Genomic DNA, 13,932 nt, shown 5'->3' on the forward strand with positions numbered 1-13,932 from the left:
AGAATCAATGACTCACAGCAATCGCCTGGTTGTTCATGATACGCGGAGTCAGGAACACCAGCAGTTCGGATTTTTTTTCCAGGACAACGTCTCTATGGAAAAGTCGGCCAACATACGGCAGATCGCCCAAAAATGGCACTTTATCTACCACTTTGCTTTGAGTTTTTGAGAACACCCCCCCAATCACGATGGTTTCGCCATCCTTGACCAACACCTTGGCCCTGACCTCGTTCTTCTTGATGGGCGGCACATCCTGCAACCGGCTCATGTAATCAGGCTCATCCTTGGTCACTACGACGGCCATGATGACACTGTTGTCCGGGGTGATTTGCGGCGTGACTTCCAGCGACAGCGAGGCCTCCTTGAACGAGACCGATGTAGCACCGGTTTTGCTGGCCTGTTGATAGGGAATTTGCGTGCCTTTGAGGATTTTTGCGGTTTCCTTGTCTGCGGTAACCACCTTGGGCTGCGAGATGATTTCGCCATTACCGGTTTTTTCCATGGCCGTCAGCTCCAGGTCCAGCAGCACATTGTTGGTCACAAAGGCGATGCCCAACCCCGATGAGTTGCGCGAAACCCCCAGGTCGACAAAAGGCGCGCTGGCGTTGCCGGGCGCAGCCCCTGACTGCAATGGCTGGGTGATGCCGCTGGCACTCCACAGGCCGCTGTTGCTTGATGCCCCACCCCAGCGAACACCCAGGCTTTTTTCGAAGTCCACTCCCGCCTCGACAATCCAGGCCTCAATCATCACCTGGCGCACCGGCACGTCCAGTTGGGCCACGATGCGCCGCAGCTCATCCAGCCGTTCACTGGATTCAAAGGCAATGATGTTATTGGTGCGCTCATCTACCGTGATCGTGCCCTGCCCCTCGAGACCGGCCTGAGCGCCGGTCACTGACTGGAACAGCATGACGATATCTGCGGCCCTGGCGTAATTGACCTGCACCAGCTCCCGACGCAAAGGCGCAGGCTCTGGCCGCTCGCGGGCGGCGATCTCGTCCAGGGGCGCGACCCACAGCACATTACCCTCAAGGCGCTTGCCCAGGCCCTTGCTGCCAAGCACCAGAGCCAGCGCCTGATCCCAAGGCACGTCCTGCAAACTGAGGGTGATACTGCCTTTCACGGTATCGCTGACCATCAGGTTGAACCCGTTAAAATCCGCCAGCGATTGCAGCACCGTGCGTACTTCAAGGTTCTGCACGTTCAGGGACATGGGTTCGCCCACATACTGCGCACTCGCGATGGATGAGGGCGCGGCCTGTCCGGCCGCCAGTGTTGCCTGCGAATTCAGCGCACTCCATAGCGCCAGTACGCAGACCGGTGAAATCCTTTTCATGTGTTTATCCGTTAAGACTGTTGTTTTAAAGGGATCGTCAGGGACCTTTCCAGCCAACCGCCCCGACCATCGGGAATCAATTCAAATACTTCAATCTGCTGCGCCTGGATCCAGGCAACCTGGCCATTGTTGCGCCCCAGGTAATCGCCCACTTTCACGCGGTGAATAACCCCATTGACCCGCAGCAAGGCGCTGGCCTGCGACTCACTGGACAGCGCGCCAACCATTTCGAACTGTTCCAGATCAAAGCCTTCCAGAAACTGCCGGGGCCGGTCCGCATCAAGCTCATCGCCAGCCAGGCTGACCTGCCAACTGCCGCCCCCTTGCCCCGCGATGGCCTGGAACGGATTGCGCAAAGCCATTGCATCGTAGGTAACCGCAGGCGCAGCCGTGATCACGGGGAGCGGCTCAATGGTTGTGCTTGCATGCCCCGGTGTGTCCTGCAAATAGCGGTGCAGCTCGGCGGCACTCTGGGAGCTGTCGCACCCCGCCAGGCCTGCCAGCAATCCGGCGCCAAACACCCGCCAACCCGCACTCACGGGGCCAGCCCCTGGTCATGGCTGCGGTAGGCCCTTGCCAGCAGCGTCATGCGCAGCTGACCGTCGCCTGTACCGTTGCTCGGCGCAAGGCTGAGGTCATGCACGGTGACAATGCGCGGCAGGCTGGCCAAGGCACTGACGAAAAGCCCAAGCTCGTGATAGCCGCCCACAAGGGTCATGTGCAGTGGCAGCTCGGCATAGAACGTTTGCAGGACTTCGGGGAGCCACTGAATGTGCTCGACCAGCAGGCCATTGCCCTGGCCCAACCGCGAAACCTCATCCAGCAATTCGGGCACTTGTGCCTGAGCGGGCAACTGTGCGTGCAACCCGTTGAACCCGGCTTGCAGCCTGTGTATTTGCAGCTCATAGGCCTCGAGACCGGCCACCTGTGCGGCCCTGGACTCAAACGTCGCCTTCAGCGTGGCTTGCGCCTCGTGCAACTGGTGCAAGCGCGCCACAGACACTTGAAGCAGCAGTGCATAGCCCGATATCAGCAGCAGGCCCAGCCACGCCATGGCTACGGTTGCCCTGCGCGCTGGCGACCAGGCTCCCGCGTTGGCGAGGTCCAGTTCCCGCAGGTCGACACTGCGCAAGCTGTCGAGCCAGTGCGCAGGCATCACAGCGCGCCCCCGGCAGGGGCATGCCGGGCTTCACGCACGGTCATCTGGAACAGTCGTTCCTGCCCCCCCGCCTGGGCAGGGTCTGCCTTGACGTCATTGAGTTGCGGTGTTTCCAGCCAGTGCGAAGCATCGAGATTGCGCATCAGCTGGGCGACAAGGTTGTTGGTCTGGGCAACCCCCGTGATGACAATGGTGCCCTCGGTCATTTTTACGTCGGTGAAATACACCCCCTCCGGCAAGCTGCGCGCCAACTGTTCCAGAATGATCCCGCTGCTCGAGCGGCTGGCCTGCAGCGTGCCTATTGTTTGCATGCGCTCAAGCAATTGCTCACGGCGCACCTTCAACTGGTCGATCTGCTGCGCACGGCCATCGAGCTGGAACGTGGCACTGCGGATCAGATCATTGCGCTCCAGCTGGCGTTCTACCAAGGTGTCAATAAAGTGATCGGCAGCAAACAGCCCCGCCACGGCCAATACAGACAAAACCGCCAGCACCGCCAAAAAACGCCTGCGCCGCTGTTCACGCAACAACGCGCGCCAGGGCAACAAATTGATTCTCGCCATTAATCGAACCCCCTCAAGGCCAGGCCGCAGGCAGTCAACAACAGTGGTGCATCGCAAAGCAAGGCTTCAGGGGTGAGCGCGGGGGCTTGGTCCATTTGTACAAACGGGTTGGCAATGCGGGTTGGCGTACCCAGGCGGGACTCGACCCGTTGCGCCAGCCCAGGAACCACGGCCGCCTCGCCGGCCAATACGATCAGGCCCACTGGCCCAAACAGCTCAAGCTCGTGCTGCAGATGCTCAACCAGCGTGGCCTTGGAGGCATGCGCCCCTGCCAGCTCCCGGGAGTAGATGACCCGGCCCTGCTGCACAATGCTCAATACGCCCGCACAGGCTGCACCGTCGACCACCGCCACGGCTACGTCCCGGGCCAAGCCTGCGGTCATGGCGCCAACGCCCCGCCCCAGGGCATGGCTCTGCACAGCGACCACGCGCGGGATCAGTCCGGCGCCGGTCAAGACCGAACGCTGCCACTCCAGCGCCTCCTGACGGCATGCCGCCATCAGCACGTTGACCCGCCCGGGCTCGCTCGACAAGTGCTCCAGCACCTCAAAATCCAGCGCCATGTCATCCAGCGCACAAGGGATATGCTGCTCTGCCTCAAGGCGCACATGCAGCTCAAGCTCGACCTCGCTCAAGCCTGCCTCCACCTCCAGGGTTTTGCAGATAACCTGCCCGTCTGGCACCGCGATAATGGCATCACGGGCTATCACTGCAGCCTGCTCCAGCGCCCTGACAAGCACTGGCACGACACTTTTGGCTTCGGCGCCGGTCTGATCATCCATAAGCCCGGCTGGCAAGGGCTCCATTGCATAGCCCTGGAGCTTGAACCGGCCCTGTGAACGGCTCAGTTCGACGATTTTGATCGCGTGCTGGCTGATATCTATGCCGATGCAGCGCTGGCGTGTTTGAGCAAATAATCCGGGCACCTTTGTTTTCCCTAATGCAATCCGTCACTTACGGAGGGTAAAAAATGAGATCCGTGCAAAACCTGTTCTGACATGCGGCTCATGACGTTCATGAGCGAAAAATGCTTATAATGCCGGGCGTTTTTTCCGTATCGTCGACCCGGCGCAACTGCGCACTACCCTGACGTGCAAACCCATTTCTTGATCTGGAAATCCAAAAGCCTTGATTCGTCTGCTGAAGTTTTTCGGGTGGTCTTTCGTTGCCGTGTTCTGCGGGCTGTTGCTCGTGTTGAGCGGCGCGTTTCTCTATCTTAGTCCTGGCTTGCCGTCCGTAGAGTCGTTGAGAAGCATCCAGTTGCAGATTCCTTTGCGGGTCTACACCAGCGACGGAAAGTTGATCGCAGAGTTTGGCGAAATGCGCCGCTCACCGATCAAGTTCGCCGACATTCCGCCCGATTTCATCAATGCCCTGCTTTCTGCAGAAGATGACAATTTCGCCAATCACTACGGGGTAGACCCCAGCAGCCTGATGCGTGCCGCCACCCAGTTGGTAAAAAGCGGACACATACAATCGGGCGGCAGCACCATCACCATGCAGGTGGCGAAGAACTATTTCCTCTCCAGCGAGCGCAGTTTTTCGCGCAAGACCAACGAAATCCTGCTGGCCCTGGAAATCGAACGCGAGCTGACCAAGGACGAGATCCTTGAGCTGTACGTGAACAAGATTTACCTGGGCAACCGCGCTTACGGTATTGAATCCGCGGCCCAGGTTTACTACGGCAAGTCGATCCGCGACCTGAGCCTGGCGCAAATGGCGATGATCGCCGGCCTGCCCAAGGCCCCTTCACGGTTTAACCCGCTGGCCAACCCGGTGCGCAGCAAAGAGCGCCGCGACTGGATCCTGGGGCGCATGTACAAGCTGGGTAAAATCGACCAGGCCAGCTATGAAGCGGCCATCGCCGAGCCGGTAAACGCGAGCTACCATGTGCCAACCCCGGAAGTGAGCGCGCCCTATATCGCTGAAATGGCCCGCGCCGAAATGGTCGGCCGTTACGGCAGCGACGCCTACACCGAAGGTTTCCGCGTAACCACCACGGTGCCCAGCGACCTTCAGGAGCTGGCCAACACAGCCGTGCATGAAGGCCTGATTGCCTATGACCAGCGTCACGGTTATCGCGGCCCCGAATCGCGCCTGCCGGGCAAGACCCTGGCCGCATGGACCCAGGAACTGGCCAAGCAGCGCCCGATCAGCGGCCTTGAGCCGGCCATCGTGACCCAGGTCGACAAGGACGGCATTCAAGTGCTGACCCGCACCGGTGAAGCCCACGTCTCATGGAACACCATGAAATGGGCGCGCAAGTTCCTCAATACCAACAGCATGGGTCCGATGCCCAAGCAGCCTTCGGATGTGGCTCAGGTCGGTGACCTGATTCGCGTTCAACCCCAGGCCGACGGCAGCTACAAATTCAGCCAGGTGCCCACCGTACAAGGCGCGCTGGTATCGCTGGACCCGGATAACGGCGCCATTCGCGCACTGGTGGGCGGCTTCGCCTTCGAGCAAAGCAACTACAACCGGGCGATGCAGGCCAAGCGCCAACCCGGCTCAAGCTTCAAGCCGTTCATCTACAGCGCCGCACTGGATAACGGCTACACCGCCGCCACCCTGGTCAACGACGCACCGATCGTGTTTGTCGATGAATACCTGGACAAGGTCTGGCGCCCGAAGAACGACACCAACACCTTCCTCGGCCCGATCCGCGTGCGTGAAGCGCTGTACAAGTCGCGCAACCTGGTTTCTATTCGTTTGCTGCAAAGCCTGGGCGTGGACCGCACTGTCGACTACATCAGCAAGTTCGGCTTCAACAAGCAGGATTTGCCGCGCAACCTGTCGCTGGCCCTGGGGACTGCAACCCTGACGCCAATGGAGATCGCCACTGGCTGGAGCACGTTCGCCAACGGTGGCTACAAGATCACACCGTATCTGATCGACAAGATCGAAAGCCGCAACGGCGAGACCCTGTTCGTGGCCAACCCGCCAAGCGTGCCTAAAAACGACACCAAAGACGTGCCGCCAGAAGCCGCCGCGCTGACCATCGACACCATCAATGCCGCACCCGGCCTGCCAACAGTGGAAACACAAGCGGTAGCCGAACGGATTGTCGACGGGCGTACCACTTACATCCTCACCAGCATGCTGCAGGACGTGATCAAGCTCGGCACTGGCCGCCGCGCCCTGGCGCTGGGCCGCACCGACCTGGCAGGCAAAACCGGTACTACCAACGAATCCAAGGATGCCTGGTTCTCCGGTTACAACGCCGATTACGTCACCACCGTGTGGACCGGTTTCGATCAACCCGAAAGCCTGGGCCGTCGCGAATACGGGGGCACCGTCGCCTTGCCGATCTGGATGACTTACATGGGTGGCGCGCTCAAGGGCAAGCCTGCCCATACGCAGCCTGAGCCCGAAGGCATCCTCAGCTTGCGGATCGATCCGTCGAGCGGGCGTATTGCCTCGCCAGGCACTCCGGGCGCCTACTTTGAGCTGTTCAAAAGCGAAGATACACCGCCGACCAACAGTGAACTGGGCAACAACGTAGCACCGGGCAGCCCGCTGCCAGCGGATGACGGGGCTCCAATAGATCTGTTCTGATAAACAGAGCGGCAAGCCCTTAAAAGCTTGCCGCTTGCCACCTCAAGCAAGCATATGCCCCTGGGGCATCCTGTCTTCGAGCAACTCATCAACAGGCGCCAAGGCCAACGGGTCAATACGCGTGCTTTCGCTGTGCGCCTCCCAGCGCGCCAGGCTTTGCGCCAACGCCTCGGGATGCAGCGCAAAGCGGCCAAACACATCTGCCTGGCTGGGCACTTTAAATCTGAGCGTGTACAACTGCTTGCGGGTCTGGTGGACATTGCCCATCTCGCGCATCAGCAGGTTCATGGTGTGCACCTGCGCTTCAAAGCTGCTGCGCTTGCGCGCCATTTCCTCACGGTATTTAACCCGTAGCTGTTGCGCCAGATGTTCAAGGGCCTGATCTACAAACAGCACTTCGCGCTCTGTCACCAGCGAGCGCCGGGCCTGCTGTGCTTGCTGGCTGCGGCGCAAGACCGCCCAACTACTGGGGATATAACTGTCGAGCATAAACTGCTGGCCAATCTCGACCCGTTGCCCAAGAAGCCCGTCAACCTCTGACAGCGCGCTTTTTTGTTCAAGCACCGCCCGGCTCAAGGCATGCTGGGTGACGGTATCGCTTAACGGCTCCCACAGCACATGGGACACCTGACCTTGAGCAAACTCCACAGGCATGAAGTGACGCAAGGTGCCGTGATGCTGATACGGCTCGCCGAGCAAACGACTCAGGCCGGGCACAAACACGCCAAACCCTGCAGGCACGCCAGTAAACGTCATCAGTGCCCCGGCATCGCAAGCCGACAGCCGCGTGCTCAACCAGCTCCCCGGCACACTGGGGACCGGGTCGTTATGGTTGACCATGCGCTGATGCACCAACCCCCGGGCGGCGCTGACAAACGTCGCGTCAGCTGCCCGCGGTGCGCCGTAGGAATACAGCTGCACTTCACAAGAGCGCCGCAGGCGCAGCATTTGCGCCAGGATCAAGGCAACGGCACCGCCCAGGCTATGGCCACAGATCAGCACGGGCTGCCCGGCATGGAATTTATCCATATAGGCCTCAACCAGCGTACACGCCTGCCTGGCCGCGTCGTAAAAGCCGCGATGCACCTTGCCCTCGCCTTCTGCAAACGGCACTTGCAGCGCATCAACATCGCGTACGAAGTCCGACCATGCACAGGTGCCGCGCACAACAACCAGCATAAGGTCATGGTTATGGGTGACGAAGGTCTGGACATCAGGGCCTGCTGGCCCCAGGCGTATGTCATCCCGGAAATGGACCGTGGCTGCAGTCTCCTGAGCCGCTTGCGAATGCGGGTCATTGGCCGGGTAAAGCACAGGGTCGAAGGGCACAATTTCCAGACGCCTTGAATACGCCACATTGTCATACAAGGGGTAATACGATTTTGCCTGCTCGGGGCTGACCTGCCAGTCCCCCATGCTCCGCTCCTCATCGAAGCCCCGGTCACGCGGCCTGCCTTTTGAATCACCAAAAGGGCAATCACTCAACGTGGCCATCAACGCCAATTGGTAGAGGTTAAGCGCACAGAACTGCGGGTCGGTTGACAGCAACGGGCACAAGGCTCGCAAAGGGCGAACCTCCAGCACGGTAAAACGGCCACAGGCCAGGGTGACGCCCGGCGCCCTGCAGCGCGGCGGGTATGCGCAATCGACCACGGGGGGTAAGTGCGAAACATGCTCGAGCAGATGTCGGACTTCAACCTGAAAGTAGTCGGCATCAGTGTCGACAGGTGCCGGCCTGGTCTGCGAACGTTCGCCGGCCGTGTTGAGCCAGCGGGTCTGTTCGGCCCTGACCTGAAGTTCGGTGATATAAAGCGGGTAATGCGGGCGATCCATCAACCGCGAATACACTGCACGACTGCGGTCGTGGGCCTGCGTAAACCTAATGGCAACAGGCCCGGCAATCTGCTTGCCTGCCTTGCCTGCCCCGCTGGCATCCAGATAGCCGTGGTGTACTTGCCCGTGCCGGTCGACAAGCTCATAGGCCAACCCTGCATAGGGCACTCCTGCGCCATGCTCATCAATCAGTTGAAAGCGGGTGTCGCGACAAGGGTGTGGGCGCCAGGGTTTGAACATCCATGCTTCCTAAATAAAGAGGGCTCACTTCTGAACAAAGTGTCCCCCCAGGACAAAGGACTGAAGCTAACGGATGCCTGACAGAATAAATGTAGGACGATTCCTATTACGCTAATGGACTTATCTTGATTTCAGGTTCACTGCCAGAAAAGCAAAAAACCCCGATGCCTCAACAGCATCGGGGTTTTTAGCGTGACGCTATACGGACTTAGCCGTTGAAGACGTCATCCACGCTCTTGAGCGGGTAGTTTTTCGGGTACGGCAGGGTTGCAACACCGGTCTCGATGGCAGCCTTGGCCACTGCATCGGAGATCAGGGTGATCAGGCGCGCATCCATTGGTTTCGGGATGATGTATTCACGACCGAATTCCAGCTTGATGCCGCCGTAAGCGTCACACACTTCCTGTGGCACTGGCAGCTTGGCCAGTTCACGCAGTGCGTTGGCTGCAGCGATCTTCATTTCTTCGTTGATGCGCTTGGCGCGAACGTCCAGGGCACCACGGAAGATGAACGGGAAGCCCAGTACGTTGTTGACCTGGTTCGGGTAGTCCGAACGGCCAGTGGCCATGATCACGTCGTTACGGGTGGCGTGAGCCAGTTCCGGGGAGATTTCCGGATCCGGGTTCGAGCACGCGAACACGATCGGGTTAGGCGCCATGCGCAGCAGGTCTTCAGCGCTCAGCAGGTTTGGACCCGACAGGCCGACAAACACGTCTGCGCCGTCCATGGCGTCAGCCAGGGTGCGCTTCTCGGTGGCGTGGGCGAATGCCGACTTGTACTGGTTCAGGTCGTCACGGCCGGAGTGGATCACACCGGTACGGTCGATCATGTAGATGTTTTCGATGGTTGCGCCCATGCTCACCAGCAGTTTCATGCAGGAGATGGCGGCAGCACCGGCGCCCAGGCAAACGATCTTGGCATCAGACAGGGTTTTGCCAGCGATTTCCAGGGCGTTGATCATGCCAGCCGCGGTCACGATAGCGGTGCCGTGCTGGTCATCGTGGAATACAGGGATATCGCACTGCTCGATCAGAGCACGTTCGATCTCAAAGCACTCGGGTGCCTTGATGTCTTCGAGGTTGATGCCGCCGAAGGTGATGGAGATGCGTTTTACGGTGTCGATGAAAGCCTGAGGGCTCTCGGAATCAACTTCGATGTCGAATACATCGATACCGGCAAAGCGCTTGAACAACACGCCCTTGCCTTCCATAACAGGTTTGGAGGCCAATGGGCCGAGGTTACCCAGACCCAGAATAGCGGTGCCATCAGAGATCACGGCTACCAGGTTGCCCTTGCCGGTGTACTTGTAGGCCAGTTCAGGGTCGCGGGCGATTTCGCGCACTGGTTCGGCTACACCCGGGCTGTATGCCAGCGCTAGATCGCGGGCAGTAGCGGTAGGTTTGGTAAGCTCGACACTCAGTTTGCCTGGACGTGGCTGGGCATGGTATTCGAGAGCGGCAGTTTTCAAATCAGACATGTGGGCATTCCGCTTTTTTTGCTGTTGGACAGACGAATCGCCGAGCATACGCGTGTCGCAAAGTCCCGACAAGACTGACCAGTCAGCAGTGTCAAGGCCTTTACCTTACGACTTTGGCCCAAGAGCCGCGCCCCACAAGGGCTAGAGTGTTCACAATCTACATTTAAAATTGTCTACAATTTTTAGCGCGCAATGACTTTCAGCATCCCCGGATGAGTCAAAGGCAACATCCAGCGCGCTTGTCCTGCCTTCGCGCCTGCGCGCCGGGAACGGTCCAGCACCCAGCCTCTGGCCTCGACTTTGGCACCTTGCAGACTGGCAAGTTGCTTTTGGTTGAAGCTGGCCAATTGCCTGGGACCAATATGCAGAACCAGGCCGCCCTGCAGATCGATCCAAAGCCCACCCTGGTTGCGCCGGACCTGACTGACCTTGCCCCCCACCAGGGCGAAACCCGAGCGGCGTATCTGTTGTGGCGCCAGCACCGGCGATTGTCGCCAAAGCCCCAGGCGAGCCTTGCGCGCACTGCGCTCAGCAGCCTGCTGACAGCCAAGCAGCGCCACATTCGGCGCGATTGCCACCTGATACCCCAGGCCTTCAGCCAGCAAGCGGGCCTCAAGGTTGCTGCCATCGGCACCAAACACATGGGCCAGCGTGCGGCCATAGCGGTCCCTGGACTGTTTGCCCGCCAGCAACCCGACACGACCATTGCTCTGCGCCACCAGCGTTTGCAGGCGCTTGCGCGCCGCGTCGGCAAAGGGTTCGGCAGACTGGCCCTGCTTACCGGTTTCCGGGGCATTGAGGCCGATCATGCGCACGCTGCGGCCATCTTTAAGGCGCAGGGTGTCGCCATCGGTCACCCGCTCCACCGTGGCGTAGGTCACTGCGCCCGGTGCCGGGCACAGCGGCGCGGCCCAAGCACTGCCCAGCCAAATCGCAGGCACAAAAAAGGCGCCCGCAAGGGACGCCTTTTTCAATAACCTGGCCAGACCCAAAAGCCTGCCCATGGTCATGCGCCTTACTCGGCGGCTTTTTTCGTAGCGCCGAAAGCACCGAAACGAGTTTTGAAGCGATCAACACGACCGCCAACGTCCAGAGTTTTCTGCTTACCGGTGTAGAACGGGTGGCACTCGTTGCATACGTCGGTGCCCAGTGGCTTGCACAGGTTCGAACGAGTTTCGAACTTGTTGCCGCAGCTGCAAGTTACCAGGATTGTTTCGTACGCTGGATGGATATCGGCTTTCATGGGGTATTCCTCTAGCGTGCCGCCACTCAACACCATTGTTGAATACCGCACGTAAAATTAGGGCGCCGATAATACCAGACCTTTGCATTGACGCAAGCGGCCAAGCATGCTCCACCTCAAATCATTCATCTTTCAGCATCCGACCTTTTAGTCCCTAAGGGCTTTGTCTGCTAGGCTCCGGGCCATCTTTGCCGTTCATCACTTGAGAGCCCCGCGTGCCCGACGCCATTTTGCGCCTTGCCCTGCCTTCCCCCCTGCGCCGCCTGTTTGATTACCGGGCGCCTGCCGGCGTGCTGCGCAGTCAATTACAGCCCGGCATGCGCCTGCGGGTGCCGTTCGGGCGAAGGGAGATGATCGGCATTCTGGTCGAAGTGGTCGATCACAGCGAAGTGCCGGCTGACAAGCTCAAACCTGCCATTGCCCTGCTCGACGCCGTGCCTCCGCTGCCCGCGTCCTTGTTCAAGCTGTGCCTGTGGACCTCGCAGTATTACCAGCACAGCCTGGGCGATACCTTGAGCTGGGCACTGCCGGTGTTGCTGCGCCAGGGCGAACTGGCCGAAACCCGCCAGGAACGGTTCTGGCAGATCGCCCCCGGCGCCCGCCTGGACGACCCCCGCGTCGCCCGCGCCCCGCGCCAACGTGAAGCCCTGGCCACCCTGGCCCAGCACCCCCACGGCGTGGCGCATCAACTGTTAAGCAAATTGATGCTGAGCAAGGACAGCCTCGACCTGCTGCTGGCCAAAGAGCTGGTCACGGTCGAGATTCGCCGCCATGCGCCCAGCGAGCGCCATGAACATTGGCTGGCCCAGCCCGAATTGCCGCTCAACACTGAGCAGCAGGCAGCCTATGAAGCCATTCGCGCAGGCTTCGACCACTTCCATGCCTTCCTGCTGGCCGGGGTCACCGGCAGCGGCAAGACCGAAGTGTATTTGCAGTTGATCCGCGAAACCCTGCAGGCCGGCAAGCAAGCGCTGGTGCTGATCCCCGAGATCAACCTTGGCCCGCAAACCCTGGCCCGCTTCGAACAGCGCTTCAATGCCCGTATCGCCCTGGTGCATTCGGCGGTCAACGACCGCGAGCGCCTCGAAAGCTGGCTGGCGGCTCGGGATGGCGAAGCCGACATTATTATTGGTACCCGCTCGGCGCTGTTCACCCCGATGAAAAACCCGGGCCTGATTATCATCGACGAAGAGCACGACGGTTCCTATAAACAGCAGGAAGGTTTGCGCTACCACGCTCGCGACCTTGCGCTGGTGCGCGCACGGCAGGAAAACATCCCGATCGTGCTTGGCTCCGCAACTCCATCACTGGAAAGCCTGCATAACGCCTACACCGGCCGTTATGGCTTGCTGCGCCTGAATGAGCGCGCGGGCGGGGCCAAACAGCCACGCTTCCTGCGCCTGGATGTAAAAAGCCGGCCACTGGACAGCGGGATTTCCGGGCCGATGCAGCAAGCCATCGGCCAGACCCTCGCAGCAGGCCAGCAAGTACTGGTGTTCCTCAACCGTCGGGGCTTCGCGCCCACCCTGCTGTGCCATGACTGCGGCTGGATGTCGGAATGCCAGCGCTGCGATGCACGCATGACCGTTCATCAGCGCTCCGGCGAACTGCGCTGCCATCACTGCGGCTATGTCGAGCGCGTACCGCGCAACTGCCCGCAGTGCGGCAAAGTCGACCTGCGGCCAGTAGGTGCCGGGACTGAGCGCGCCGAAGAGCGGTTGGGGATTCTCTTCCCCGACTACCCGGTGCTGCGGGTCGACCGCGACAGTACCTCGCGCAAGGACGCGATGAACCAGCTGTTTGCCACAATTCAAAAAGGCCAGCCGTGCATTCTTATCGGCACGCAAATGCTCGCCAAGGGCCATCACTTCCCCCGGGTGACGCTGGTGTCGATTCTGGATGCCGATGGCGGCCTGTTCTCCGGCGACTTTCGCGCCAGCGAGCGCATGGCCCAATTGATCGTGCAGGTCGCGGGCCGTGCCGGACGCGCCGAAGAGCCGGGCAAGGTAATTATCCAGACCCATCTGGCCGACCACCCGTTGCTGATCCAACTGACCGAGCAGGGTTACTTTGCCTTCGCCGAACAAGCCCTGAGCGAGCGCCGGGCGGCGGGGCTGCCGCCTTTCGCCCACCTCGCCCTGCTGCGCGCCGAGGCCCACAAGCCGGGGCAGGCAGAAGGTTTTCTGGATGAAGCCTGCAGCGAGGCCGAACGCCTGCTGGGCGAGCTGAACCTGGGCGGCATCGAACTGCTCGGCCCCGTGCCTGCGCCAATGGAGCGCAGGGCCGGACGCTATCGTGCTCAACTACTATTACAAGCCAACGCCCGCGCACCGCTGCACCGCTTGCTCAGCCAATGGCTGCTGGCCCTTGAGCAAATGCCCAGCGGGCGCCAGGTGCGCTGGTCGCTGGACGTGGACCCGGTAGACCTTTATTGAGTCACCTCGTGACACCCGTGGGAGCGGGCTTGCTCGCGATACAGACGACGCGAAGCAACTGAAAAACCGCAGCGATACCATCGCGAGCAAG

At 60.4% G+C, this 13,932-nt stretch carries 11 protein-coding genes; 2 read left to right on the top strand and 9 right to left on the bottom strand.

Annotation, left to right across the window (positions count from 1 at the left end; all coding sequences use genetic code 11):
- Positions 1-4 precede the first annotated feature (4 nt).
- From BLU25_RS12990 to pilM, 5 genes are read right to left on the bottom strand one after another with little or no spacing between them, the layout of a single operon-like run.
- A complete protein-coding gene (locus BLU25_RS12990; RefSeq protein ID WP_016783189.1) occupies positions 5-1,336 on the bottom strand; it encodes a type IV pilus secretin PilQ in 1,332 nt (443 codons plus the stop codon).
- 11 nt (positions 1,337-1,347) lie between these two features.
- On the bottom strand, positions 1,348-1,875 hold the full coding sequence (locus BLU25_RS12995; RefSeq protein ID WP_016783188.1) for a pilus assembly protein PilP: 528 nt from the start codon (positions 1,873-1,875) through the stop codon (positions 1,348-1,350).
- Positions 1,872-2,492, bottom strand: a complete 621-nt coding sequence (locus tag BLU25_RS13000) for a type IV pilus inner membrane component PilO (protein WP_016783187.1) — start codon at positions 2,490-2,492, stop codon at positions 1,872-1,874. The genes BLU25_RS12995 and BLU25_RS13000 overlap by 4 nt, the downstream gene beginning before the upstream one ends.
- Positions 2,492-3,058 carry a PilN domain-containing protein gene (locus BLU25_RS13005; RefSeq protein ID WP_016783186.1) on the bottom strand — a complete coding sequence of 189 codons (567 nt, stop codon included), beginning with the start codon at positions 3,056-3,058 and terminating at the stop codon, positions 2,492-2,494. Before BLU25_RS13005 ends, BLU25_RS13000 begins: the two co-directional genes overlap by 1 nt.
- The gene (pilM, locus tag BLU25_RS13010; RefSeq protein ID WP_016783185.1) at positions 3,058-3,984 is read right to left on the bottom strand and encodes a type IV pilus biogenesis protein PilM; all 927 of its coding nucleotides are present in this window, start codon (positions 3,982-3,984) and stop codon (positions 3,058-3,060) included. The genes BLU25_RS13005 and pilM overlap by 1 nt, the downstream gene beginning before the upstream one ends.
- Positions 3,985-4,189: 205 nt before the next feature.
- Here pilM and BLU25_RS13015 point away from each other — a divergent pair, with 205 nt between their 5' ends.
- Complete coding sequence (locus tag BLU25_RS13015; RefSeq protein ID WP_369782715.1) at positions 4,190-6,613, top strand: penicillin-binding protein 1A; 2,424 nt, start codon at positions 4,190-4,192, stop codon at positions 6,611-6,613.
- Between the two features lie 42 nt (positions 6,614-6,655).
- Here the strand turns inward: BLU25_RS13015 and BLU25_RS13020 are convergent, their stop codons facing one another.
- The 4 genes from BLU25_RS13020 to rpmE form a co-directional block, all read right to left on the bottom strand.
- Entirely contained in the window at positions 6,656-8,686 is a 2,031-nt protein-coding gene (locus BLU25_RS13020) for a lipase family protein (RefSeq protein ID WP_016783183.1), read from the bottom strand.
- 208 nt (positions 8,687-8,894) lie between these two features.
- Entirely contained in the window at positions 8,895-10,163 is a 1,269-nt protein-coding gene (locus tag BLU25_RS13025; protein ID WP_016783182.1) for a malic enzyme-like NAD(P)-binding protein, read from the bottom strand.
- Positions 10,164-10,345: 182 nt separating this feature from the next.
- Complete coding sequence (locus tag BLU25_RS13030) at positions 10,346-11,173, bottom strand: thermonuclease family protein (RefSeq protein ID WP_029611691.1); 828 nt, start codon at positions 11,171-11,173, stop codon at positions 10,346-10,348.
- 5 nt (positions 11,174-11,178) lie between these two features.
- A complete protein-coding gene (gene rpmE / locus BLU25_RS13035; protein ID WP_016783180.1) occupies positions 11,179-11,406 on the bottom strand; it encodes a 50S ribosomal protein L31 in 228 nt (75 codons plus the stop codon).
- 215 nt (positions 11,407-11,621) lie between these two features.
- Here rpmE and BLU25_RS13040 point away from each other — a divergent pair, with 215 nt between their 5' ends.
- Positions 11,622-13,841, top strand: coding sequence for a primosomal protein N' (locus tag BLU25_RS13040; RefSeq protein ID WP_016783179.1), 2,220 nt, complete (start codon positions 11,622-11,624; stop codon positions 13,839-13,841).
- The last annotated feature ends 91 nt before the right edge of the window (positions 13,842-13,932 follow it).

It is taken from the genome of Pseudomonas fragi (assembly GCF_900105835.1).
Classification (GTDB): domain Bacteria; phylum Pseudomonadota; class Gammaproteobacteria; order Pseudomonadales; family Pseudomonadaceae; genus Aquipseudomonas; species Aquipseudomonas fragi.

Bases quoted from the DNA above. Each gene is read 5' to 3' on its own strand.
- BLU25_RS12990 (WP_016783189.1), bottom strand. From the start codon at position 1,336: ATGAAAAGGATTTCACCGGTCTGCGTACTGGCGCTATGGAGTGCGCTG.
- BLU25_RS13000 (WP_016783187.1), bottom strand. From the start codon at position 2,492: ATGCCTGCGCACTGGCTCGACAGCTTGCGCAGTGTCGACCTGCGGGAA.
- BLU25_RS13005 (WP_016783186.1), bottom strand. From the start codon at position 3,058: ATGGCGAGAATCAATTTGTTGCCCTGGCGCGCGTTGTTGCGTGAACAG.
- BLU25_RS13020 (WP_016783183.1), bottom strand. From the start codon at position 8,686: ATGTTCAAACCCTGGCGCCCACACCCTTGTCGCGACACCCGCTTTCAA.
- BLU25_RS13025 (WP_016783182.1), bottom strand. From the start codon at position 10,163: ATGTCTGATTTGAAAACTGCCGCTCTCGAATACCATGCCCAGCCACGT.
- BLU25_RS13030 (WP_029611691.1), bottom strand. From the start codon at position 11,173: ATGACCATGGGCAGGCTTTTGGGTCTGGCCAGGTTATTGAAAAAGGCG.
- rpmE (WP_016783180.1), bottom strand. From the start codon at position 11,406: ATGAAAGCCGATATCCATCCAGCGTACGAAACAATCCTGGTAACTTGC.